At 62.8% G+C, this 26,015-nt stretch carries 9 protein-coding genes; 3 read left to right on the forward strand and 6 right to left on the reverse strand.

Annotation, left to right across the window (positions count from 1 at the left end; genetic code table 11):
- Positions 1-2: 2 nt before the first annotated feature.
- Together NF676_RS09930 and NF676_RS09935 are read left to right on the forward strand one after the other, a co-directional pair.
- Positions 3-12,317 (forward strand): non-ribosomal peptide synthase/polyketide synthase, encoded by a 12,315-nt coding sequence (locus NF676_RS09930; RefSeq protein ID WP_252887631.1) that lies wholly within the window; start codon positions 3-5, stop codon positions 12,315-12,317.
- A 69-nt stretch (positions 12,318-12,386) separates the two neighbouring features.
- The gene (locus NF676_RS09935) at positions 12,387-13,349 is read left to right on the forward strand and encodes an alpha/beta hydrolase (RefSeq protein WP_252887632.1); all 963 of its coding nucleotides are present in this window, start codon (positions 12,387-12,389) and stop codon (positions 13,347-13,349) included.
- 877 nt (positions 13,350-14,226) lie between these two features.
- On the opposite strand, the gene NF676_RS09940 is transcribed toward NF676_RS09935, so the two are convergent.
- The 5 genes from NF676_RS09940 to pvdM all read right to left on the reverse strand — a co-directional run bounded on the left by NF676_RS09940 (position 14,227) and on the right by pvdM (position 22,156).
- Positions 14,227-16,710, reverse strand: a complete 2,484-nt coding sequence (locus tag NF676_RS09940) for a TonB-dependent siderophore receptor (RefSeq protein WP_252887633.1) — start codon at positions 16,708-16,710, stop codon at positions 14,227-14,229.
- A gap of 115 nt (positions 16,711-16,825) precedes the next feature.
- Positions 16,826-18,475: a cyclic peptide export ABC transporter gene (locus tag NF676_RS09945; protein WP_123443162.1), complete on the reverse strand. Its 1,650-nt coding sequence runs from the start codon at positions 18,473-18,475 to the stop codon at positions 16,826-16,828.
- A gap of 109 nt (positions 18,476-18,584) precedes the next feature.
- Positions 18,585-19,472, reverse strand: a complete 888-nt coding sequence (gene pvdO, locus NF676_RS09950) for a dihydropyoverdine dehydrogenase (RefSeq protein ID WP_252887634.1) — start codon at positions 19,470-19,472, stop codon at positions 18,585-18,587.
- A 36-nt stretch (positions 19,473-19,508) separates the two neighbouring features.
- Positions 19,509-20,795, reverse strand: coding sequence for a pyoverdine-tailoring periplasmic protein PvdN (gene pvdN / locus NF676_RS09955; protein ID WP_252887635.1), 1,287 nt, complete (start codon positions 20,793-20,795; stop codon positions 19,509-19,511).
- A complete protein-coding gene (pvdM, locus tag NF676_RS09960; protein ID WP_041478506.1) occupies positions 20,792-22,156 on the reverse strand; it encodes a pyoverdine-tailoring dipeptidase-like protein PvdM in 1,365 nt (454 codons plus the stop codon). Before pvdM ends, pvdN begins: the two co-directional genes overlap by 4 nt.
- Positions 22,157-22,363: 207 nt before the next feature.
- On the opposite strand from pvdM, the gene pvdP reads away from it, so the two are divergent.
- Positions 22,364-23,989 carry a pyoverdine maturation tyrosinase PvdP gene (pvdP, locus tag NF676_RS09965; protein WP_252887636.1) on the forward strand — a complete coding sequence of 542 codons (1,626 nt, stop codon included), beginning with the start codon at positions 22,364-22,366 and terminating at the stop codon, positions 23,987-23,989.
- Positions 23,990-24,613: 624 nt separating this feature from the next.
- On the opposite strand, the gene NF676_RS09970 is transcribed toward pvdP, so the two are convergent.
- Positions 24,614-26,008, reverse strand: a complete 1,395-nt coding sequence (locus NF676_RS09970; RefSeq protein ID WP_252887637.1) for an efflux transporter outer membrane subunit — start codon at positions 26,006-26,008, stop codon at positions 24,614-24,616.
- Positions 26,009-26,015: the final 7 nt, after the last annotated feature.

Raw genomic sequence — 26,015 nt, forward strand, 5'->3', positions numbered from 1 at the left:
GCGTGCAAGAGTTAATCGAGTCGGTAGGACAACTTTCGGCTAAGCAAAGAAAGGCTCTGGCGGTTCTGCTCAAGCAGAAAGGCGTCAACCTCTTTGACATTGCCCCGGTTTTCAAGCGCGCGGCTGAAGAGCCGCTGCTGCTGTCCTACGCTCAGCAGCGCCAGTGGTTCCTGTGGCAGTGGGCACCGCACAGCGCGGCCTACAACATTCCGACGGCCCTGCGCTTGCAGGGGCCGCTGGATGTGCCGGCACTGGAACGCAGCATTGCGGCGCTGATCGAGCGCCACGAAACCTTGCGCACGGTGTTCTCTCAAGACAGCGCGCAACCCTTGCAAGTGGTCCTGCCCGCAGGACCTTTTACCCTCGATATTCATCACCTGAGCGCTGATCTGGCGAATGACCCGGAGCGTTCGATCCAGGCTTTCGTCCAGACCCAGAGCCAGAAGACTTTCGACCTGCAGCACGGCCCGTTGCTGCGAGCCGCGCTGCTACAGGTCAACCCCGCTGAGCATGTGCTGGTGCTGACCCTGCATCACATCGTTTCCGATGGCTGGTCGCTGCAAGTGATGATCGAGGAACTGGTGCAGCTCTATGCCGGTTTCAACCTCGGTCACGACGCCGGTCTGCCGGCCCTGCCGATTCAATACGCCGATTACGCGTTGTGGCAGCGCCAGTGGATGGAGGCCGGTGAGCAGGAGCGACAACTGGCCTACTGGCAGGCCAAGCTCGGCGGCGAACAACCGGTACTGGAACTGCCGCTGGATCGCCCGCGCGCGGTGGAGCAGAGCTTCGCCGGCGCCAGCCACAACCTGATTCTCGACCCGGCGCTGAGCCATGCCCTCAAAGCGTTTGCCCGGCAGGAAAACGTCACCCTGTTCGTGTTGCTGCTGGCTTCGTTTCAGGCCTTGCTGCATCGCTACAGCGGGCAAAGCGACATCCGTGTCGGCGTGCCGGTGGCCAACCGTGGCCGAGTGGAAATCGAGCGGCTGATCGGCTTCTTCGTCAACACCCAGGTGCTCAAGGCGGATGTCGACGCAGAGCTGCCGTTTGTCGAGCTGCTGCGTCAGGTCAATCAGACGGCGCAGGAGGCGCAGGCGCATCAGGACTTGCCGTTTGAGCAACTGGTCGAAGCGCTGGAGCCGGGCCGCAGCCTCAGCCACAGTCCGCTGTTCCAGGTGATGTTCAACCACCAGGCCGAGCGCCGTGCGAGCGTTGCGACGCGCCTTAACGGCCTGAACATCGAACCGCTGGAATGGCAGAGCCAGACCGCGCAATTCGACCTGACCCTCAACACTACCGAACAGGCGCACGGCATCGAAGCGGTACTCAAGTACGCCACCGACCTGTTCGACGCAGCGACCATCGAGCGACTGGCGCAACACTGGACCGCGCTGTTGCAGGCGATCGTCGCCGAGCCGACCCGGTGCATCGGCCAATTGCCGATGCTCGACGCCGGCCAGCAGCAACAGCTGTTGGCGCAATGGAATCCGTCGCTGATCGAACAACCGCTGACCCAGTGCATCCAGCAAGCCATCGAGGCCCAGGCCGAGCGGCATGCCGATGCGGTGGCCGTGACCTTCGCAGGACAACGCCTGACCTACGCTGAACTCAATCGCCGCGCCAACCAGTGGGCGCATACGCTGCTCGAGCAGGGCGTCGGCCCGGACGTGCGCGTCGGCGTGGCGGTGGAGCGTTCGCTGGACATGATCGTCGCCATTCTCGCGGTGCTGAAAGCGGGCGGCGCCTATGTGCCGCTGGACCCGAGCTACCCGGATGACCGCTTGGGCTACATGATCGACGACAGCGGTATTCGATTGCTGTTGACCCAGGGCCATTTGCTCGGGCAATTGCCGCTGCCGCCGGGGCTGGTCTGCCTCGATCTGGATCAGGCGCCGGAACACGGCATCTCGAGTAACCCGCCATGCCTGACCACGCCGGACAATCTGGCCTACGTCATCTACACCTCCGGTTCCACCGGCAAACCCAAGGGCGCGTTGCTGCCGCACGGCAACGTCATGCGCCTGTTCAGCGCCACCGCGCACTGGTTCGATTTCGGCGCGCAGGACAGCTGGACGCTGTTCCATTCCTACGCGTTCGACTTTTCGGTGTGGGAGATTTTCGGCGCGCTGCTGTACGGCGGCAAACTGGTGGTGGTGCCCCACGATGTCAGCCGTTCGCCGGAGGATTTCTACACGCTGCTCTGCGATGAAAACGTCACGGTGTTGAACCAGACGCCTTCGGCATTCAAGCCGTTGATGCAGGTTGCCTGTGAATCTGCGCGCAGCAATGCCCTGCGTTACGTGGTGTTCGGCGGCGAGGCTTTGGAAGTGCAGACTCTGCGTCCGTGGTTCGAGCGTTTTGGCGACCGCGCGCCGACGCTGACCAACATGTACGGCATCACCGAAACCACCGTGCACGTGACCTACCGGCCATTGTCGCTGGCGGATCTGCACAGCAATCACAGCAGCCCGATTGGCGCGCCGATTGTCGACCTGTCGTGGTACTTGCTCGACAGCTCGCTCAACCTGGTGCCGCAAGGCTGCATCGGTGAGTTGTACATCGCTGGCGCCGGTCTCGCCCGTGGTTATCTGAATCAGGCTGGCATGAGCGCTACCCGCTTCGTGCCCGACCCGTTCAACCGCAAGGCCGGCCAGCGTCTGTACCGTACCGGCGACCTCGCACGCCTGCGCGGCGACGGGGTGATCGAGTACATCGGTCGTATCGACCACCAAGTGAAGATCCGTGGTTTCCGCATCGAGCTCGGCGAAATCGAAGCGCAACTGCTCAAGCATCCACAGGTGCGCGAAGCGGTGGTGCTGGCGGTGGACGGTCTCAGCGGTCAGCAACTGGCGACCTGGGTCGTGCCGGTTGAGACATTGAACGCGGACGAGCAGGGCGCGCTGCGTGATTCGATCAAGGCGCACCTGCGCGAAACCCTGCCGGATTACATGGTCCCGGTCAGTTGGGCGTTCCTTGACCGGCTGCCGCTGACCGCCAACGGCAAGCTCGACCGCAAGCAGCTGCCGCAGCCGGACGTTGCGCAGGTGCAAGAGGCCTACTCCGCGCCGCGCAGCGAACTGGAACAGCGTCTGGCGGAGATCTGGCAGGACGTGCTCAAGGTCGAGCGGGTCGGGCTTCACGATAATTTCTTCGAGCTGGGCGGCGATTCGATCATTTCGATTCAAGTGGTCAGCCGCGCGCGGCAGGCCGGCATTCGCTTTACGCCCAAGGACATTTTTCAGCACCAGACCGTGCAGCGTCTGGCCACCGTCGCGCAACAAAGCGACGCGGTGCAGACGGAGCAGGGCGAGGTGCTTGGCGACGCACCACTGACGCCGATCCAGCAGTATTTTTTCCACAGCGACATCCCGGCGCGGCATCACTGGAACCAGTCGATCCTGCTGACCCCGGCGAAAACCCTGCAAGCCACTGCGCTGCAACAGGCCCTGGCGCAGGTGCAAAAACAGCATGACGCCTTGCGTCTGCGTTATCGCCAAACCGAGCAAAGCTGGCAGCAAAGTCACGGCGCGGCGGATCAGCCACAAGCGTTGTTGCGCACTTTCACGCTGGACGACAGCGCGGCATTGCCAGCGCTGTGCCTGGAGCTGCAACGCAGCCTCGACCTGCACAACGGCCCGCTGATCCGCGCGGCGCTGATCGATTTGCCGGACGCCAGTCAGCGTCTGTTGCTGGTGATTCATCACCTGGTGGTCGATGGCGTGTCGTGGCGAATCCTGCTCGAAGATCTGCAAAGCGCCTATCAGCAGATCAGCAGCGGACAGAGCGTGCATCTGCCGGCCAAGACCAGCGCGTTCAAAGACTGGGGTCTGCGCCTGCAAGAACATGCGCGCAGCGCGGCGCTGGGCAGCGAACTGAGCTACTGGCGCGAACAGTTGCGCGACGTTCCGCTCGGTTTGCCGCTGGATAATCCGCAGGGCCAGTTGTACAACCGCTTCGAACGCAGCGTCGACACGCGGCTGGACGCCGAACGCACTCGCCAGCTGCTGCAACAGGCCCCGGCGGCCTACCGCACTCAGGTCAACGACCTGCTGCTGACCGCACTGGCGCGGGTGTTGTGTGAGTGGACCGCCAGCGACAGTGCGTTGGTCCAGCTCGAAGGCCATGGCCGCGAAGACCTCTTCGATGACATCGACCTGAGCCGCACCGTGGGCTGGTTCACCAGCATGTTCCCGGTGCGCCTGACGCCAAACGCCAGTCTGCAAACCTCGATCAAAGGCATCAAGGAGCAACTGCGCGCGATCCCGAACAAGGGCATCGGCTATGGCTTGTTGCGTTATCTCGGCACCGCCGAAGCACAAGCGGCACTCCATGAACTGGCGCAACCGCAGGTAACGTTCAACTACCTCGGCCAGTTCGATAACAACTTCGACGAAGACGCCTTGTGGCGGCCGGCCACCGAAGACAAGGGCGCCGGTCAGGACGCAAACGCGCCGATGGCCAATTGGCTGACCATCGATGGCCGGGTTTATCAGGGCCAGTTGAGCCTGACCTGGACCTACAGCAGCGACGTCTTCGAGGAGGCGACCATTGTCGGTTTGGCCCGCGCCTACGAAGTGGCGCTGAGCGAATTGATCGACCACTGCCTTAGTCATTCCGGGGGGCTGACTCCGTCCGACGTGCCGCTGGCCGGTTTGTCCCAGGCGCATCTGGACAGCCTGCCGATCGCCGCCCAGCGCATCGAGGACATTTATCCGCTGGCGCCGATGCAGCAGGGCATTCTGTTCCACAGCCTGTACGACGCGGACGCCAGCGCCTACGTCTATCAGATGCTGCTGGACATCGACGGCCTCGACGTCGCGCGGTTCCAGCAAGCCTGGCAGCGCGTGGTCGACCGCCATGAAGTGCTGCGCGCCGGTTTCATCTGGGGCCGCGATGGCCTCGATGCACCGTTGCAGGTGATCAATCGCCAACTGACCCTGGAAATGCCGGAAGTTGATGTACGCGATGCCGCTGATCTGCCGGCGGTGCTTGAGGCGCGGGCGCAGGCCGACCGCGAGCGCGGCTTCGATCTGCAGAATCCGCCGCTGTTGCGTCTGTGCCTGCTGCGCACTGCCGACGATCGCCATCGGCTGATTTTCACCTGCCATCACATCCTCATGGATGGTTGGAGCAACTCGCGGATGTTCGGCGAGGTGCTGCAGGATTACGCCGGCCAGCCGGTGCCGAGCGCGCAGGGTCGCTATCGGGATTTTCTGGTGTGGCTACAGGGCCAGGACAAGGCGGCCGCGCAGGAATTCTGGCGCGGGCAACTGGCCGAACTCGACGAGCCGACCCGACTGGCCTCCGCCTGCCACGGACGCACCGTGCCGGGGCCGGGCAAACAGATGCATCGTCTGCATTTCGATGAAGCGTTGACCCAGCGTCTGAACAGCTTCTCCCGTCAGCAACAGGTGACCCTCAACAGCCTGGTGCAGGCGGCATGGCTGCTGGTGTTGCAGCGCTACACCGGCCAGGCCACCGTGGCGTTTGGCGCCACGGTATCCGGGCGTCCGGTGGATTTGCCGGGCATCGAAGAACAGCTGGGGCTATTCATCAACACCTTGCCGGTGATCGCCAGTCCGCAGGCCACCCTCAGTGTGGGCGACTGGGTGCGCAGCGTGCAGGACAAGAACCTGCTGTTGCGCGACTACGAACAGACGCCGTTGCAGGACATTCAGCGTCTGGCCGCATTGAGTGGCGAAGCGCTGTTCGACACTTTGCTGGTGTTCGAGAACTACCCGGTGTCCGAAGCGCTGGAGGCCAATCCGGGCGGGCTGCGTTTTTCCGGTCTGGAGCACCGCGAGCAGACCAACTACGGTCTGACCCTGATCGCCGGCGTCAGCCAAGTGCTCAACCTCGATTTCAACTACCTCACCGAGCACTTCGCCGAGCGCAGCGTGCTTGGTCTGGCGGCGCATTTGCGTGAAGTGCTGGAGCAATTTATTGCAGCGCCGCAGCGGGCACTTGGCGAGATCGGTCTGCTGCCGCAGGCCGAACGGCAGACGCTGGCGCAGTGGAACGACAATCACGCCGCTTATCCGGCCGAGCGGCTGATCTCGCAGAGCTTTGAAGCAAGGGTCGCAGCACATCCGCAGGCACTGGCGTTGAGTCATGCCGGCGTGGCCCTCAGCTATGGCGAACTGAACCTGCGGGCGAATCAGCTGGCGCGGCATTTGGTGACGCTGGGTGTCAGCGCCGAAGTGTGCGTCGGCGTGGCGCTGCCGCGTTCGGCGGAACTGGTGATCGCCCTGATGGCGGTGCTCAAGGCCGGGGGCACCTACGTGCCGCTGGACCCGGACTACCCGGCCGACCGCGTGGCCTACATGCTCGACGACAGCCAGGCGAAAGTCCTGCTGACCCAGCAAGCCTTGCTGGCGCAACTGCCGCCCAGCGAAGCCCACGTGGTGCTGGTCGAGGCCGGCGGCGAGGCGTTCGCCGCGCAAGCGCCGGACAACCTGCCGGCGCGCGCCGACTCGGCCAATCTTGCCTACGTGATCTACACCTCCGGTTCCACCGGCAAACCGAAAGGCGTGGCCATCGCCCATCGCAACGTGCAGGCGCTGATCCAGTGGTCCGCCGAGGTCTACAGCGAGGACGATCTGCAAGGCGTGCTGGCCTCGACGTCGGTGTGCTTCGACCTGTCGGTGTGGGAGATTTTCGTCACCCTGGCGCGCGGCGGATCCATGGTCATGGCACGCAATGCCCTGGAGCTGGCGGACTTGCCCGAGCGTGATCAGGTGCGCCTGATCAACACCGTGCCATCGGCGATTGCCGCGCTACAACGCATCGGCCAGATCCCGCCGGGTGTGCGGATCATCAATCTGGCCGGCGAGCCGCTCAAGCAGGCGCTGGTCGACACCTTGTACCGCGAGACTTCGGTTGCCCACGTTTACGATCTGTACGGGCCGTCCGAAGACACCACGTATTCGACCTGGACCCGTCGCGAACTCGGCGGCCCGGCCAATATCGGCCGGCCACTGCGCAACACCACCGCGTACCTGCTCGACGGGCAATTGCAGGCAGCTCCGCTCGGCATCGCAGCGGAGCTGTATCTGGCCGGTGAGGGCATCACCCGTGGCTATCTGTTGCGCCCGGGCCTGACCGCCGAGCGCTTCGTGCCTAACCCGTTGGCGAGCAACGGCGAGCGCATGTACCGCACCGGCGACCTGACGCGTTTCATGGACGACGGCCGTATCGAATACGTCGGCCGCATCGACCATCAGGTCAAGGTGCGCGGCTTCCGTATCGAACTGGGGGAAATCGAAGCGCGTCTGCTGGCCCAGGCCAGCGTGCGCGAAGGCGTGGTGCTGGCGGTGGACGGCGTTGGCGGCCAGCAACTGGTGGCTTATGTGGTGCCGGCGGAGGCTGATCAGAGTCTTGCGCAACTGGACGCGCTGAGCGCTGCGCTGCAAGCCGCGCTCAAGGCGCATCTGCCGGATTACATGGTGCCGGCGCAGTGGCTGTTCCTCGAACAGTTGCCGCTGACACCCAACGGCAAACTTGATCGCAAGGCCTTGCCGACGCCGGATGCCAATCAGGCGCAACGCGATTACGTCGCGCCTTCGACGCCGCTGGAGCAGCAACTGGCCGAGGTCTGGCAGGACATTCTGAAGATCGAGCGGGTCGGCGTGACCGACAACTTCTTCGCCCTCGGCGGCGATTCGATCATCTCGATTCAACTGGTCAGCCGCGCGCGGCAGCAGGGCATTTGCTTCACGCCCAAGGACCTGTTCCAGCAGCAGACGGTGCAGAAACTGGCCGCAGTGGTTTCGCATGCAGACGCGCAATCCGCCAGCGCCGCCGACTACCCGTTGGCGCAATTGGATCAGGCGCAACTCGATGCCTTGCCGGTGCCGACGGAGCTGATCGAAGACGTCTACCCGCTGTCGCCGATGCAGGAAGGCATGCTGTTCCATACGCTGTCGGATAACGGCAGCAGCCTCTACGTGCAACAGGTCAGCCTGCCGATCAAGGGCCTCGACGTGGAGCGTTTCCGCAAGGCCTGGGAATTCATCATTGTCCGTCAGGCGATCCTGCGCACCAGTTTCCATTGGCAGGATGGGCTGGCCAAGCCGCTGCAGGTAGTGCATCGCCAAGCGCCGTTGCAGATGCAGGTGCTCGATTGGCGTGGGCAGGACTGCAGCGAGGCGGCGATTGCCGAATTTGCCAGTGCCGACCGCGCGCTGGGCTTCGACTTGTCCGAGGCGCGTTTGCAGCGGGTGACCCTGCTGCAGCTGGGCGACGAGCAGTACCAGATGATCTGGACCAGCCACCACATTCTGATGGATGGCTGGAGCAGTTCGCGGTTGTTCGGCGAGGTCTTGCAGTTCTATTCCACGGGCCAGGTGACTGGCGAAAACGGCCGCTATCGCGACTTTATTGCCTGGTTGCAGGCGCAGGATCAGGATGCCCAAGAGCTGTTCTGGAAGGCGCGTCTGGCGGTGGTCAACGAACCGACTGCGCTGAGTCAGGCGATGCACCCGCGCCACAGTGCCGACGTTACCGGTCACGATGCGCTCTATTCGAATTGGGACAAGGCGCAAACCGCGCGCCTGCTGGAGTTCTGCCGCGATTTGCGCATCACCCCCAACACGCTGATTCAGGGCGCGTGGCTGCTGCTGTTGCAACGCTACACCGGCCAGCAGACGGTGACCTTCGGCGCCACCGTATCGGGGCGTCCGGAAAGTCTGCCGAAAGTCGGCAACATGCTCGGCCTGTTCATCAACACCTTGCCGATCATTCAGACGCCGCAGGCCGATCAGCGCCTGGCCGACTGGCTGGGCGAAGTGCAGGCGTACAACCTCGACATTCGCGATTACTCCCAGGCACCGCTGGCCGATGTGCAGCGCTGGTCGAACCTCGGTGGTCAGGCGCTGTTCGACAGCATCGTGGTGTTCGAGAACTTCCCGATCGACGAGCGCTTGCAGGAAGAAACCGACACAGAGCTGACCTTCGGCAAATCCATCGGCCACGGCGTGACCAACGTGCCGATGGACCTTGCGGTGATGCTCGGCGATGAATTGTCGATCGAGTACCTGTACCTGCGCAGCCACTTCAGCGCCGAGGCGGTAGAAGGCATTCGCCTGACCCTGGAAAACACCCTCGCGGCGATGATGGCCGCGCCGTATGAGCGGCTGGGCAACTTGCAGCGTCTGTCCGCCGAACAATGGCAAGCGGCGCAGGCCTGGAGCGCCGAGCCTTCCCACCGCCACGCGCCGCAGTTGCTGCCGGAGCTGATCAGCCGTCATGCGCAACAGCAACCGGATGCGATCGCAGTGCAGTGCGCCGGCGAAAGCCTGAGCTACGCCGAACTGGAGCGGCAGGCCAATCGACTCGCGCAGTGCCTGATCGCGCACGGCGCCGGGCCGGAAGTGGTGATCGGCGTGGCGTTGCCGCGCTCGCTGGAAATGCTGGTGAGCTTCCTCGCCGTGCTCAAGAGCGGTGCGGCGTACGTGCCGCTGGACATCGATTATCCGCCCGAGCGCTTGGCGTACATGATCGAAGATTCGCGCATGGCGCTGCTGCTGACGCAAACCAGCCTGCGTGCGACGTTGCCGGCGCCTAACGGCGTGCGGCGTCTGGAAATCGATCAGCTCGATCGCAGTCTTTACAGTGACGCGGTCCCGGTCTGCGATGTTCATGAGCAGAGCCTGGCCTATCTGGTTTACACCTCCGGCTCCACCGGACGGCCGAAAGGCGTGGCCGTGACCCAGGGACCGCTGAGCATGCACTGCCAGGCGATCGCCGAGTTGTACGAAATGGACGCGAGCAGTTGCGAGCTGCACTTCATGTCCTTCGCTTTCGACGGCGCTCACGAACGCTGGCTGAGTACGCTGTACAGCGGCGGTCGTCTGGTGATCCGCGACGGTTGTTTGTGGACGCCGGAGCAGACCTATCAGGCCCTGCACGATTACGGCGTGACCATCGCTTGTTTCCCGCCGGCCTATCTCAAGCAACTGGCCGAGTACGCAGCCGCCAGCGGCATCGCGCCGCCACCGGTACGCATCTACTGCTTCGGTGGCGACGCGGTGCCGGAACAGACTTTCGAACAGGTGAAAGCCGCGTTGCGTCCGCAGTTCTTCACCAACGGCTACGGCCCGACCGAAACCGTGGTCACGCCGATGCTCTGGAAAGTCGCCATCAGCCAGCAGTGCGAAGCGGCATACGCGCCGATCGGCCGCGCGGTCGGTGCGCGTTCGCTGTACGTGCTCGACGACGATCTGAATCCGCTGCCGCCGGGTTTCGCCGGTGAGTTGTACATCGGCGGTTACGGCGTCGCTCGCGGTTACTACGGCCGCCCCGATCTGACCGGCGAGCGCTTCGTGCCCAACCCGTTTGCCCCTGGCGAGCGCCTGTACCGCAGCGGCGATCTGGTGCGTCGTCGCCCGGACGGGGTGGTCGATTACGTCGGGCGCATCGACCATCAGGTCAAGGTCCGTGGCTTCCGCATCGAGCTAGGCGAAGTCGAGGCCAGCCTGCGTCAGTTGCCGGCGGTCAGCGATGCGCTGGTGATTGCCCGCGACAATGCCTCCGGCAAGCAACTGATCGGCTACGTGGTCACCGCCAGCGGTGAAGACATCGGCGATGAACTCAAGGCCGGGCTGCGCGCTTCGCTGCCGGAATACATGGTGCCGGCGCAGGTCGTCTGCCTCAGCGCATTCCCGGTCACGCCCAACGGCAAACTCGATCGCAAGGCCTTGCCGGAGCCGGAGTTCAAAAGCGACGAATATGTTGCCCCGCGCACCGAGCAGGAACGCCTGCTGGCGGAAATCTGGGCGCAGGTGTTGCAGGTCGAGCAGGTCGGTATCAGCGATAACTTCTTTGAACTGGGCGGCGATTCGATCCTCAGCCTGCAAGTGATCTCGCGGGTGCGAAACCACCCGACCCTGCAGATGGAGCTGAAGCTGCGTGATCTGATGCGCTATCAAACCATCGCCGGCATCGTCGAGCAGCAGGTGGCGAAGGAGGGCGCTGGGCAAGCGCTGCCGGACCTGACACAGGTTGCCGCAGAGGGCGCGTTCAATTTGCTGCCGATCCAGCAATGGTTCTTCGCCGAAGGCATGGCCGAGGCGCATCACTACAACCAGTCGTTGCTGCTCAGCGCACGTCAGCCGCTGGATCTGGATGCACTGGAGCAGGCCCTGGGCTTGATCGAACAGCATCACGATTCGTTGCGTCTGCGTTTTTCCAACGACGGCGGGCGCTGGTTGCAGCGCTATAGCAGCAGCGCGTCCGACGAGGCTGTGCTGTGGCGCCGTGAAGCGCAAAGCAGCGAAGAGGTCGAAGCCTTGGCCAACCTCGCGCAGCGCAGCCTCAAACTCAATGACGGGCCGGTCTGGCGGGTCATGCATGTGGCATTGCCGGATGGCCAGGCGCGCTTGCTGGTGGTGATTCATCACCTGGTGGTCGACACCGTGTCGTGGCGGATTCTGCTCGACGATCTGAAAGTCGCTTATGAGGCGTGCGTGCAGGGGCTGGCGCCGCAACTGCCGATTCGCACCAGCAGTTATCGTTCGTTTGCCGAGGCATTGCAGGCGCAGGCGCCGGTGATTGCCGAGCAGGAATTGAGCTATTGGCTGGAGCAACTGGATCAGCCCGGCGTTGATCTGCCGTGCGACAACCCGCGCGGCAAGAACCTCGTGCGGCAACAGGCGCAGGCACGGCTCAAGCTGTCCCGCGAGCACACCGAACAACTGCTCAAACAGGCCCCGGCGGTGTACGGCACGCAGATCAACGACTTGCTGTTGTCAGCGCTCAGCCGCGCCCTGTGCCGCTGGAGCCAGCAAGCGTCGGCGTTGATTCTGCTCGAAGGGCACGGGCGCGAAGACCTCTTCGAATCGATCGACCTGAGCCGCAGCCTCGGCTGGTTCACCAGCATGTTCCCGGTGCGTTTGCGCCCGGACAGCGATGACATCGGCCAGTCGATCATCGATGTGCAGGCGCAACTGGCGGGCGTACCGCAGAAGGGCATCGGCTATGGCGTGCTGCGTCATCTGGCCGGGCCGGAAATCTCGGCGCAACTGGCTGCATTGCCGCAGGCACGGGTGACGTTCAACTACCTCGGGCAGTTCGACCAGAGCTTCGATGAACAGGCGTTGCTGGTGCCGGCACTGGAGGAGACCGGCGACAACTACAGCCTCAAGGCGAATCTGGGCAACTGGCTTGAAATCGTCGGCCAGGTCTATGACGGGCAACTGGCCTTGCGCTGCATCTACAGCAGCCAGCGTTACCGCGCCGGCACCATGGATGCGCTGATGAGCGATTACCAGCGCGAGCTTGAAGCGTTGATCGAGCATTGCATGGCGCGGGTGGGTTGATCGCCCGGTCTTTTGCGCGGGCGCTGCCCAGGCGCGCCCGTCCTATTGCGGATACAAGGATTTTTATCGATGTCGTTACACCCTGATCTGGAAGCTTTCCTCGACCTCGCTCAAGACAGCCAGGACGCCGGCCTGCCGGCCATGCACCAACTGACCCCGAGCGAGGCCCGCGCCACCTTCGAGCAGACCACCGCGCAACTGCGCTGGCCGGCGCCGCAGGATCTTGAAGTCAGCGAGATTGAGACACTGGCCCGCGATGGTGCGGCGCTGGCGTTGCGTTTGTATCGGCCCAACGGTATTGAATCGCCGCTGCCGGTGCTGGTGTATTTCCACGGTGGCGGGTTTGTGGTCGGCAGTCTGGATTCCCACGACGGCGTCTGCCGCGAGTTTTGCCAGCGCACGCCGTGTGCGGTGCTCTCGGTCGGTTATCGACTGGCGCCGGAGCATCGCTTTCCGACAGCGCTGGAGGATGGCGAGGACGCTTTGGCCTGGCTGGCCGAAGAGGCTGCGAGCCTCGGCCTGGATGGTTCGCGCGTTGCGTTTGGTGGCGACAGCGCGGGTGCCACGTTGGCGACGGTGCTGGCGATTCAGGCAGTGGTGCAGCCGCACACGGTGGCTATCGCGCCCAAGGCGCAGTTGTTGTGTTATCCGGTGACCGATGCTTCGCGGGTGCATGATTCGCGGCTGTTGTTTGGTGAGGGGTATTTGCTCGAGAACGACACGCTGGAGTGGTTTTATCAGCACTATGCGCGAGGGCCGGAGGATTATCTGGATTGGCGTTTTTCGCCGTTGCTGGCGGAGGATCTGCGCGGGGTTGCGCCGGCTATTGTGCTGCTTGCCGGGTTTGATCCGTTGCTGGATGAGGGGCAGGCTTATGTCGACAGGCTGCGTGGGCAGGGGGTTGAGGTCGAGGTCGAGGTTTGTGCCGGGTTGACTCATGATTTGTTGCGGTTGGGGACGGTGGTGCCTGGGGTTCTGGAGGTTTATTCGAGGGTTGGTGGGGCGCTTGCGCGGGTTTTTTGGATGGGGTGAATATCCGTTTTTTTGGTGTTGCTGCTGGCGGTTTCGCCCTTACGGCGACTTACTTTTTTACAAGCGCCAAAAAAAGTAAGCAAAAAACGCTAGCTCCTGCGTTCGGCCCTCGCAGGCTCGGGTTCCTTCGCTGCGGGATCGATCCGGGCGCAGCGGCTCCGGTTTGCTTCGCTGCACCTACACTCGCTGTGTTCGACTTCGTCGAACGGTCGCTGCGCTCCCACCCCCGGATCAATCCCTCCACTCAGCCTTCCGACGTCGCCGGTGGATCAAAAGCACTCGAGCTAGCGCTCATTGTTGAGTGGTGAAAAGCGTGTGGTCTGCTTTGGATCTGTGTTGGATTCGCCCCTCATCGGAACGCCGCCCGCCCAGCCCTCTCCCGAGGGAGAGGGAGCCGATTTGCGGGCTTTTCAGAATCTGCATTCGACTCGATATCGCAAGTCGGCGTATTTCGCCTGAACACCTCGGTCAGTCCCCTCTCCCTCCGGGAGAGGGCTAGGGTGAGGGGCTTTTGCTCTGGCTCTTGATCTTTTGCCCCTTCGGCAGGCTTCGTTACGGGATCGATCCGGGTGTGGGAGCGCAGCGACCGTACGACGCAGTCGTACACAGCGAGTGTAGGTGCAGCGAAGCCAACCGGAGCCGCTGCGCCCGGATCGGTCCCGTAACGAAGGTACCCCGAGCCCCAGCGAGCGGGCCGTACGCCGGGGCAAAGCCTTTTTGGTTACTTTTCGCTGGGCCGGCATTCCGGCGTTTGGAAAAAGTGACCCGCCGTAAGGGCGGAACCCTAAGTAGCCTTCACCGCAGCAACGGATATGCCCCCCAATCCCAAAAACCAAAAAGCCCCGCCAAAGCGGGGCTTCCACACAACTAAGAGCAATCAGAAATCAGCCTTCACCGACATCACAAAATTGCGCGGATCACCGTAGAAGTTACCGAACCCCTCGGTACCAATGGTCGCGTAATAACGCTTGTCGAACAGGTTGTTGCCGTTCAACGCCACCGACCAGGTGTCATCAATCCGATAACCAATGCGACCGTTCCAGACCGCATAACCCGCGCCATCGACATTGTCCCCGCCCAGAGGCGAAACCCGGTAGGTGCCCGTCTGCGCATTGACCCCCGCACCAATCGTCACACGGTCCAGCGGCCCGCTCAGGGCGTAATCACCCCAGACGCGCAACAGGTGACGCGGCACGTAGGAGTTGTAGACCGCGCCATCCTGAGTGGCATCGGCATCTTCCAGCACCTTGGTCTGGGTGTAGGTATAACCGGCCAACAGTTGCAGGCGGTCGATCACTTCACCGCTGACTTCAGCTTCAAAGCCCTGGGCGCGGACCTTGCCGGAGTTGATCTGGCACGAACTGTCTTCGCACCGCAGGTCATCCTGGGCCGCATCTTTCTGGATGGTGCGGAACAGGTTGAACGTGGTGTTCAGACGACCGTCGTACCACTCACCCTTGATCCCCAGCTCGTAGCTCTGGCCAATCAGCGGCTTGAGCGTGCTGCCGTCGATGGTTTTGTACGAGCCTTGCGGGGTGAAGATGTCGGTGTAGCTGGCGTAGGCGGTCAGGTTGTCGTTGAGGTCGTAGAGCAGGCCGGCGAACGGCGTGACCTGGCCGGTTTCGGTGGACTGGGTGTTGACCTCGGTGCCTTCGCCACGGAAGTACTGCACCGAGTCAGTGTCGGATTTGTACCAGCTGACCCGACTGCCAAGTACCAGCGTCATCGGGTCGGCGAGTTTCAGGCGGGCGATCGAGTAGGCGCCGTATTGCTTGATGTGCATGTCCACCGGGCCGCCACGGGAGGCGTTGGCCAGGTAATAGCTTTCATCCGGCTGCGGGATGTTGTGGTTCGGGTTGAACACGTTCTGGCGCTGTGGCAATGCCGCCACCGCGTAGAAGTCGTCCTTGTGCGAACGGCTGGCGTTGGCGCCGACGATCAGTTCGTGCTGCTGGCCGAATGCGTCGAATTTGCCGTCGACGTAAGCATCGAAACCGTAGTCGCGCTGATCGTAATCATAGGTACTGCCGAGCATCAGCGTGTTGGTGGCGGTGGCGCCCAAGGGCACTGTGCCGCTCGGGAAGGAATATTCCATGTCCTGAGTGTTGCGCGAGTAGACACCGGCGACTTTCAGCGACCAGTCATCGTTGAACTGGTGTTTGACGTCGGCGAAGTAGGTGGCGCGTTTGCTGCGCTGGTTGTTCCACGAGGTGTTCAGGCAGGTGGAGCGTTTCAGGTGCAGGTCGGAGCCGTCGGCGTAGCGCGGCAGGCCGCCCCAGCACGGGGTGGCGTCGACGTCTTCATAGGCCATGCCCAGACCGAGGGTGGTGTCGGGGCTGAGGTCGAAGTCCAGGGCGCCGTAGTAGATCTGATCACGGCGTTCGGCCACGTCGTAGAAATACTTACGGGTCTGCTGCGTCACCACGGCGCGGCCACGGACAGTGCCGGCGTCGTTCAGCGGACCGCCTGTGTCGACCTGGCCGCGGTAGTTGTCCCAGGTGCCGGCCGATAGCGACAGTTGCGTGTGCGGGGTGTCCTGGCCGCGCTTGCGCACGAAGTTGACGCCGCCGGCGGTGCCGCCCGCGCCCTTCATCATGCCGGCCGCGCCGCGGAGGATTTCCACGCGGTCGTAGATGGCCATGTCGCTGTTGAAGCTGTCCGCCTGCACGTAGCTGCTGCCGATGTCCAGCGGCACGCCGTCGTACTGGTACTGGCCGGTCATGCGGAAACCGCGCGAGTAGAAATATTTGCCGCCCATTGGCGAGTCGTAGACGGTGATGCCCGGGGTCTTCTCCATCACCTGTTCGATGGTGTTGAGGTTCTGGTCGTCGAGCATCTTGCGGGTCATCACCGTGACCGACTGCGGCGTTTCCTTCAGCGAGTGCACGCCTTTGCCGATGGTCACGCCGCCGGTGGTGTAGGAGTTGCTGCCTTCGGTGGTGGCGCCGAGGCGGTTGGCGTTGACGTTGGTCGGCGCCAGTTCCATCGCGCTGCCGCTGGTGGCCGCGCCGAGCACGGTGACGGTGTTGCCGTCACGCTGATAGCGGATGCCGGTGCCGCTGAGCATGGCCTTGAGCGACTCGTCATCCTGATAGCGGCCATTGAGGGCGCTGGAGCGCAGGCCTTGCAGGCTTTCCGGGCTGTAGATGATTTGCAGGCTGGTCTGCTGACCGAGGGTTTGCAGGGCCTGGGCCAGCGGTTGGGCCGGGATATTCAGGGTCCATTCCTGGGCCTGGACATACGGCGCTGCCGCGAGGGTCAGTGCCAGACCCAGGCCGCTACCGGCCAGGCGTGTGCGGGTCGCGCCGTGCATCAGCAGGGCTCGAGTCAGAGGGCGAAGCATGAAACGGGATGCGGACATGAGGTTAAGACCTTGGCAGGTATAGTTGTTAATGGTTCTTATTCATCTCATTAAGACGAGGAAGCCGCGGCAAACCGGAAAAGTTTTTTCTCCGGCCCGGTCGCGGCTGCTTCGATCAGGCGGGTTGCAGTTCGCTTTTGACCTTGCCAGCCTCCATGCGCACCAGTTGATCGGCGACGTCGAAGTAACGGTCGTCGTGGGAAATCACGATGATGGTCTTGCCCAGACGCTTGAGGTCGGGCAGCAGCTCGGTATAGAAGATCCGCCGGAATGTCGGGTCCTGATCCGCCGCCCATTCATCGAACACCAGCACCGGGCGCTCTTCGAGCCAGGCGTTGACCAGTGCCAGGCGTTTGCGCTGACCGGTGGACAGGTCGGTAGTGCTGAAGGCGCCGTCGCGCACGCTGACCTTGTGCGCGATCTCCAGACGTTCCAGGTAGCGGGTGGCATCCTGCGGCACTTCACGATCGCCCTGAATCAGATCATCGAACAGGTAGTAGTCGGCGAAGATCGTCGTGAAGTTCTGCCGGTAATCATCGCGATTGACCGCAGTGATTGGCTTGTCGTTAACGCGAATTTCGCCCTCGGTCGGCGCGTACAGACCCAGGAGCAATTTGATCAGCGTGGTCTTGCCGCAGCCGTTCTCACCGACGATAAACACAATGTCGCCCTGTTCGATGCGCAGGTTCACCGGGCCGAGGCGGAACGGCTCGCTGCCTTCCACGGGAGGGAAGGCGTAGCGCACGTTGCGCAGTTCCAGGCTGTTGACGGCGGCTGGCTTGCTGCCCTGATCCTGCAGCAACAGGTGCGGCTCAGGTGAAGAGAACTGTTCACTCAGTTCGGCAATGCGGCGGAAGGCAATCTGCGCGCGGCTGATGATCGGCAGGGTGCTGATCAGGTGTTCCAGCGGCCCCTTCATGTACAGCAGCACCAGAACGAAACCGCTCATCACCGCTTTGTCGGCACTCGGCCACAGCGATTGCAGGGCCAGGGCCATGCCGATGACCACGAAAAACAGCATCGAGCCAAATGACTTGGCGATGACGAAGGTGTTGATCGATCTGATCTGGGTATCGCAGATTTTCTCGGCGGTTTTTTGAATGCCGGCGACGAACATGCGCTGGCGACGCGGGCGGTGAATGCGCAGTTCCTTGGCGCCTTCGGCAATTGCGTTGTAGTGCTTCTGCAGTTCGTCTTCGGAATCGCGGGCGGCGTAGAAACCGCGCATGCCCTTGGCGCGCGCAATCGCCTGGATGGTGGTGCCGATGGCGATGGCCACCAGCATCATCAGGAACATTGGCCACGACAGCATGGCCAGATAGCCGAGACAACCAAGGGTTACGGTCATGGAGATCGCCAGGGGCGCAAAGGCGAAGGCGAAGTCGCTGATGGTGTCGACGTCGTGGGTCAGCACCGGAATCAGGCGATGGCTGCGATAGCGTTCGATCTGGTCGATCGGCGCCGACAGGACTTTCTCCCCCAGCTCTTTGCGCAGTTTGGCGATGATGTGCTGGCCGACGTAGTTGGTGCCGATGTCCGACAGGATCGTGGTCAGCAGGGCCAGGGCACAGAGGCCGGCAAAGATCATCACCACGGTGCGGGTCAGGCCGTCATCGGAATGCAGGGCGTTGTTGATGGTCGCCAGCAGCACGGTGACGCTCAGGCCGCCGAGCATGCCGAGCACGATGGACGCCGAGACGATCAGGCGGAAGGGCTTGAGCAGGGCGAACAATTCGTTGATCGCCCCACGCGTAGGCTTGGTCATGGAGGATTCCTGCTTCGATGCGGAGGGAGTGCCGGTACTTAAGGAAAACGAATGGTCGCGGAGTTTCTTTAACCGAGCGCAGGCGTGGCTGCGCTCGTCGAGGGCGGGATCAGAGGTCGCGTACTACGCGAAAGCCCAGCCAGTCGCCCTTGCTGGTCGGCCAGCTGCTGTTGCGGTTGCCCGAGCGGGAGAAGATCGGCGCTTCGCCCCAATCGTTGCCGCGCATGACCTGGCGTTCGCAGTTTTCCTGGGTCCATGGGCGACCGTCGGCGGGCACTCCGGAGTAGTCCGGGTGATAGCAATCGGCGGTCCATTCGTAGACGTTGCCGTGGGCGTCGAACACGCCAAACGCATTGGCCGGGAAGGTGCCGGCCGGCGAGGTGAAGTTGTAGCCGTCGGCTGCGCCATAGGTGTTGGCGTGTTTGGAGATCTGGTAATCCTTGCCCTCATCGAACGGAAAGGGGAAAGGCCCGGTGCTGCCGCCCCGGGCGGCGTATTCGCGGATCGATTCGCTTTGCAGGCGATAGGCGTGGCCGGTCTTTTTCGACAGCCAGTCGATGTAGCCCTGGGCTTCTGCGACGTTCATGCACACCGCCGGGTCGCGGGGCGTCTGTTTGAATTCGGGCTTGCCGGCGGTGCAGCGGCGGCCGGGGCGGTCATCGAAGTCGTAGGGCTTGTTGCCGGTTTCGCGCACATAGGCGTCCCATTCACCCACCAGCACCTGCGAGCGGCTGATAGCGAATGGTTTGCTGAACGTCACCGTGTGCAGCGGGCCTTCGTCGGGTTGGCGGCCGACTTCATCGTCCGGCGTGCCCATGGTGTAGCTGCCAGTCGGAAGCACGACCATTTCCGGGCAGTCCTTGCAATCCTTGAACACTTTGCCCGCAGCGGGGGCTGTCGCCGCGTGCGCGGTGCCGGGCATCAGTGCGCCGCAGAGGGCGCTGAGCGCCAGTGCGGGCAGGGCTTTGGAGAGGAGTGACGCGTGAGGCTTTTTCATGGGTCGTCTCTTTGAAAGGAAAACGGCAATCGAGGATCAGGCACGCAGCTTGGTGCCGAGGATGTCCATGAAGCGATCCACTTCGGCTTCGTTGTTGAGCAAGCCCGGTGCGGTGCGAATCACCGGCCCGACGTCGCGGCTGACCGCGTCGCAGATCACCCGGTTCTGCATCAGCCAGGCAGCTACTTCATCGCTGTCCTGGCCCTTGATCCGGAAGAAGGTGAAACCGGCGGAGAACTGCGAGGCGAGCGGGGTGACCAATTCGATGTTGCGGTGCTCCTGCAAGCGTTGCTTGAGGTAGCTGTTGAGCTGATGAATGCGCGTCTGCACCTCGGCTTTGCCCAGCTGCAGGTGCAACTTGAAGGCTTCGTCCAGCGCCCAGCGATGCTCGAAGGCGTGGTAGCCGCCCGGGGTCATGATGGTCGAGAAGGCCGTGGCCTCGGAGAAGGTCGGCACGCTGGGGCTGACGTATTTCAGTTCTTCGGTGCGGCTGCAGACGATGCCGGTGCCGCGCGGGCCGAACATCCACTTGTGCGTGCCGGCGATGAAAAAGTCGCAGTTCATCTGCGGGAAACTCAAGTCGTCGACACCGAAACCGTGCACACCATCGACCACGTAAATCAGCCGATCCTTGTCGTCGCGCTGGCGGTTGTGCTCGTCGACCAGCCGCGAGATGTCGCTGATCGGCAGCTTCACGCCGCTGCCCGAATGCACCCAGGTCATGCCCAGCACACGGGTTTCGGGGCGGATGTTGCGATTGATCGTGTCGAGCACCTGATCCAGAGAAATGCTCTGCGGGGTTTCGAACAGCTTGAGTTTGCGCACGCGCGTGCCGTCACGACGGCTGCGGAAATCGAGAATGTTGCGCGTCGAATAATGCTCGTGAACCGTGGTAAGAATTTCCTGGTCCGCGCGCACCTGTACGCTGCCGTAGATCATCGCCAGGCCTTCGGTGGTGCTGCCGGTCAGGGCGATTTGCGCCGGTTTGGCTTGCAGATACTGGCCGGCCCAGTGGCGCACGTTTTCTTCGCGCTTCTCGGTGACGCCCAGATCCCAATCCATCGCCAGACCGGGATTCAGATCCAGCGCCGCGCGATGGCGTTCGATCGCTTCGCGCACCGGTTTGGGGTGCGAGGTGACGAGGAAATTGGCGAAGTGAATCGCCTGAGGATCCTGCTCGAACAACTGACGCAACTGCGCCCATTTGTCCCGCGAGGCAGTCGGCACGGCAGCGACGGCCGCCGGTGCAGTCAGGCTGGCGCCCAGGGGCAGGGCGGCGGCGAGCAGGCCGGCCTGCTTGAGAAAAGTGCGACGATCGGTCATGGCCGCGCCACCTCCTGGCGCGACGCCAGCGCTGGTTTCGCGGCTTTTTGCACCTGATCCCAGACGCGCATGAAGTTGCCGCCCCAGAGCTTGGCGATATCCGCTTCGGAGTAGCCGCGCTGCAGCAGTTCGGCGGTGACGTTGCGAATCTCGCCGACGTTTTCCCAGCCCTTGATGCCGCCGCCGTCGTTGAAGTCCGAGGCGATACCGACGTGGTCGATACCGATCTTGCGCACTGTGTAATCGATGGCGTCGCCGAAGTCCTTGAGGGTGGCTTTCGGTTCTTCTTCGAGGATCGCGTAGAGGCCGCTGGCGTATTGGCCGAGCTTCTGTTCCGACCAGGCGGTGATGATCGGATCGCCCGGCATCAGTGCCATCGCCAGGTTGGGCAGTGGCGGCAGATCGAAGCGCGCACGCAACGCATTGAGTTTGTCCTGCGTGCCCTGGGTCAGCGGTTTCAGGTACTGCGAGAAGGCGACGACCTGCACCACGCCGCCACTGTTCTTGATCAGTTGCAGTTCTTTGTCGCTGAGGTTGCGCGGGATATCCACTGCCGCCCGTGGCGCCGAGTGCGAGGCCACCAGCGGTGTACGGCTCAGTTCGGCGACTTGCTCGAGGGCCTTGGTCGACATCTGCGAAACATCGATGATCACGCCCAGATCATTCAAGCGCTGCACCGCTTGTTTACCGATGTCCGACAGACCATCGAGGGCGTCGGGCGAATCATTGAAAAACGGCAGCGGCCGCGACGAGTCGGCCCAGCTGTTGTTGCCGATGTAACTGAAACCGAACATGCGCATGCCGCGCCCGGCCCACAGGTCGAGCTTTCTCAGATCATTGCCCAGCGGATAGGCGTTGAGCATGCTGATGAAGATCGCAAACTTGCCTTCGCCGTGCAGACGGCGGAAATCATCTGGCGTGTAGGCGATGCCGGCCTGATTGGGGAAGTCGCGGACGATCCCGGAAATGATCTTGTAGCGCACCTCCTGCTGATTGCGCGCTTCTTCGACAAAACCCTCGGTCGGACGGTGCGGGGCATTCGGGCCGTTCCACATTTCCGGCCAGCCGAACACCGTCAGCGCCGCGCCGGACAGGCGTCCGCGATTGGCCTTGATGAGGTCGAACTGGCCCGAGCCATCCTTGTCAGCTTCATGGTCGTGGCTGCCGAAACTCAGCGGCACGGTGATGTGGCTGTCGAACGACAGCAGGCGATCCTGCAACTCCGTCGCCTGTTTCATCACCTTCACCGGATAGCCGGGGTTGTTCCAGTAATCCCAGGCCAGAAATCCTGCGCCGGCACTGATCGCCAGGGCCAGCGGCAGGCCGATGAATAGAGCCTTTTTCCAACGCGGTTTTGTCATTGCCATCTCATTCAGGTTCGCCGTCGAGGTACAGGCGCAGGGGCCTTTGCTATCTGGGAAGAACGAGTGGCTGCACGGCTAATTTAGGTGTGCGTTACAAATGCCCGGCAGCGGCGCAGGGATGTTTTGCCGGCGGCGTAAATTTCCCCGCCGAGCAAACGTTCTAGCTTGGATAAAGCCTGCTTCATGGCTGACACAGGTAGGGCAATGACGATCTCTCGACGCTGGTTCATGGCGGGCATGGCACTCACGGGCGCCGCGCTGCCTGCCGCTTTTTATGCACATCGTGAACTGACTCGCGAGGAGTTTCCGATCACCCCGGGCGAGGCCACGGTCGATCTGGCGGACACCGCCGGGCAACAGCTGGCGGACAATTTGCGTGGGGTCTGGGACATTCGCTTTACCGGTGCGGCGGCCGGGCTTGATGGTTTGCCGGCGCAAGGCCTGGAACTGTTTCTCGACATCGCCCACCGTGGTCGCGGCCTGCGCGGTTATCTCGACACCGGAGCGAATCTGCGTGCCGAAGGGCCTGTGCGTTATCAAGTGATTGGCGATCTGGCACCGGGCAACGGCGCCGAGATGTATTGGCGCCTGCTGCGCACCGATGCGCCACTTGCACCGCCGGTGTATGAATTCAAAGTCAGACTGGATGAGGTCTGGGCGGCGTTCGGCAATGCCGGCAGCGCCACGTTCACCGGGCAAGTGCTGCGTCTGAATCGGCCGTTGGCGTTGCCCGAGCTGGACAATCAATTCATCGCTATCAAGCGGCGTTTTCCCGAGGCCCGTGAACGCACCGGGCTTAATCCGCAACTGTTGGCTTGGCTGGTGGCTCCCGAGCATCGGTTGTTCCACCAGCTCTGGCACGCCACCCGCGACAAGTGGCACAAGCTCTCGGAGAAAAAACGCGAAGCGCTACGCGGCATCGGCTGGCAGCCCGGGCCGCGTGACAAGGAGCGCGACGCCCGTGGGCCAAGCAAGGATCGCAATGGCTCGGGCGTGGATTTTTTCTTTATGCACCGGCACATGCTTGGCATCGCCCGCTCGATGCAGGATTTGCCTTCCTGGCCGGCGTTCCCGCAGCCGCAGCCTGAGCTGGAGCGGGACCGACAGGGATTCGCCCGCTATTTCGACAATCACGACGGCAATTCCCTGCCGCCGACCTGGCTGGCCGAGGGCGATGACGAGTACACCAAGTGGGTCAGCGACATCAAAGCGGCGGAGACTTTCCAGAGCAATTTCCTGGTCTGGGAATCGCAGTACCGTGACCCGCGTTATTTGTCGAAATTGACCCTTGGCCAGTTCGGTTCGGAAGTCGAACTGGGCCTGCACGACTGGCTGCACATGCGCTGGGCTTCGGTGGCGCGTGACCCATCCAACGACATTCCAGTGCCGATGGCGCGCGATCAGGCGGACTTCGCTGCGCGCTGGTATGCGCCGGAAAACGACTTTCTCGGTGATCCGTTTTCCTCCCATGTGAATCCGGTGTTCTGGCGTTTCCACGGCTGGATTGATGACCGCCTGGAAGACTGGTTCCGCGCCCATGAACGTTTTCACCCGGGCGAAGTGAGCCGTCTGGAAGTCAACGGCGTGCCGTGGTTTGCACCGGGACGCTGGGTGGAAGTCGCCGACCCCTGGCTCGGCCCCGACACCCACGGCTGCAGCACCGTACCCGGGCTGCAAGTCGGACGCTCAGTGGAGATGGACCCGGAGACCATGAAGCTGGCGCTGCGTATCACTTTTGGCGACGAAGACAACATGACCGAACTGTTCCGCAAAGTCCCGCAGCGCCCTTGGTATGCGCGGCACCTGAAGGTCAAGGGCCGACAGCTTTAGATTGGTTCAACACATACTCTGAATTGGTCGCAATCTTTTGTAGGAGCGAGCCTGCTCGCGATGGCGTTGTGTCAATCAGCTGCTATGCCGGATGACCCACCGCCTTCGCGAGCAGGCTCACTCCTACAGGGGGTATTTATGGTGGCGTACATATCCATCGCTGCGGTAACGACTACCTAAGGTTTCGCCCTTACGGCGACTCACTTTTTTTACAAACGCCTAAAAAAAGTAAGCAAAAAAACGCTTGCTCCTGCGTTCGGCCCTCGCAGGCTCGGGTTCCTTCGCTGCGGGATCGATCCGGGCGCAGCGGCTACGGTTTGCTTCGCTGCACCTCCTTCCGCTGTGTCTGGCTGCGCCAGACGGTCGCTGCGCTCCAACGCCCGGATCAATCCCTCCGCTCAGCCTTCCGACGTCGCCGGTAGATCAAGATCAAAAGCACTCGAGCTAACGCTCATTGTTGAGTGGGGCGGCTTCGCCGCGGGCAGCTGCGCTGCTTTGCTTTTCTGTGGGAGCGAGCCTGCTCGCGATAGCTATCTCAAAGATACGAATGAACAGCAGATTTACCCTGATCCCTGTGGGAGCTGGCTTGCCAGCGAAGGCGTCAGTTCAGTCGACGCATCGCCCTTAGATCACTTCCCAACCACCCCCCAGCGCTTTGTACAAGGCAATGCTCGCCTGCAACCGCGACAGGCGCAGTTGCACGTTCATGTCCTGCGCCGCATATAGCGTGCGCTGGGTTTGCAGGACGGTGAGCAGGTCTTCGGCGCCGGCCTGGTAGCGGCTCTGGGCGATGTCGAAAGCGGTCTGTGCCTGGTTCAGTTCTTCGCTTTGCCATTGCCGTTGTTCGTCGAGGCCGCGAATGCTGCTGAGGGCTTTTTCGACGTCGGCGAAGCCGTTGATGATTGCCCCGCGATAGGTCTCCAGCAGTTCATCCTGCCGCGCCTTGGCCTTGTCGCGTTCGGCGCTGAGGCGGCCGTTGTTGAAGATCGGCGCGGTCAGCCCCGAGGACAGGTTGTAGAACGTCGTGCGCAGCAGGTCGGCGGCAAGGTCGGCGCCGCTGCCGAGGCTGGCGGTCAGGGTGATTTTCGGCAGCATCGCGGCGCGGGCGACGGTGACATCAGCCTGCGCCGCCGCCAGTCTGGCCTCGGCGCTGGCAATGTCCGGGCGGCGACTGAGCAAGTCGCTCGGCACGCCACTGGCGATGTCCGGCCAGTGCAATTGGGCGAAGGATTGCTCGGGCAACGGCAACGCTTGCACCGGTTGGCCGAGCAGGGCGGCGAGGCTGATCAGTGCTTCGCGGGCCTGTTGTTGCACCAGCGGCAGGCGACGCTGTTGTTCCGCCACCAGGCTTTTCTGCTGGGCCAGTTCCAGCGCAGTGGCGCTGCCGGCGTCAAAACGGGTCTGCACCAGATGCAGCACATTCTGCGCATTTTTCAGATTGAGTTCGGCAATGCGCGCCTGCTCACGCAGGGCCAGGGCCTGGGTGTAACTGTTGGCGACGCCGCTGAGCAAGGTCAGTTCGACGGTGGCGCGGTCAAACTCGCTGGCCTGCACACCGAACACGGCACTGTCGCGCGCGGCACGCTTGCCGCCCCAGAAATCGATCTCGTAACTGGCGCTGAGCTCGGCGTCGTAATAATCCAGCGAGCGATTCTCGGGACTGACATCCAATTGGCTGTAGCCCTTGCCGTGGATCAGTTTCTGCCGGTTGGCGTTCAGCCCGGCCTTGAGTTCGGGCAGCAGCGGGGCGCCGGCAATGGTTGCGCTGGCCTCGGCCTGTCTGACCCGTGCCACGGCGGCGGCGAGGTCGTAGCTGCCCAGCCGCGCCTGTTCGACCAGTCGCGCCAGCTCGGGGCTGCCGAACTGCGTCCACCATTGTCGATTGCTCTGCAGCGCGCCATGGCTGTCGACGGACTGCCACGCGCTCGGTGGCTGCACGCCGCTGTCCAGGCGCGGCACCGGGCTGCTGCAGGCCGCCAGCAACAGGCTGGCGGCGAGGAACGTCAGTCGCACTTTCATAGGTCGA

The sequence above is a fragment of the Pseudomonas siliginis genome (genome assembly GCF_024072275.1).
GTDB classification, from domain to species: Bacteria; Pseudomonadota; Gammaproteobacteria; order Pseudomonadales; family Pseudomonadaceae; genus Aquipseudomonas; species Aquipseudomonas siliginis.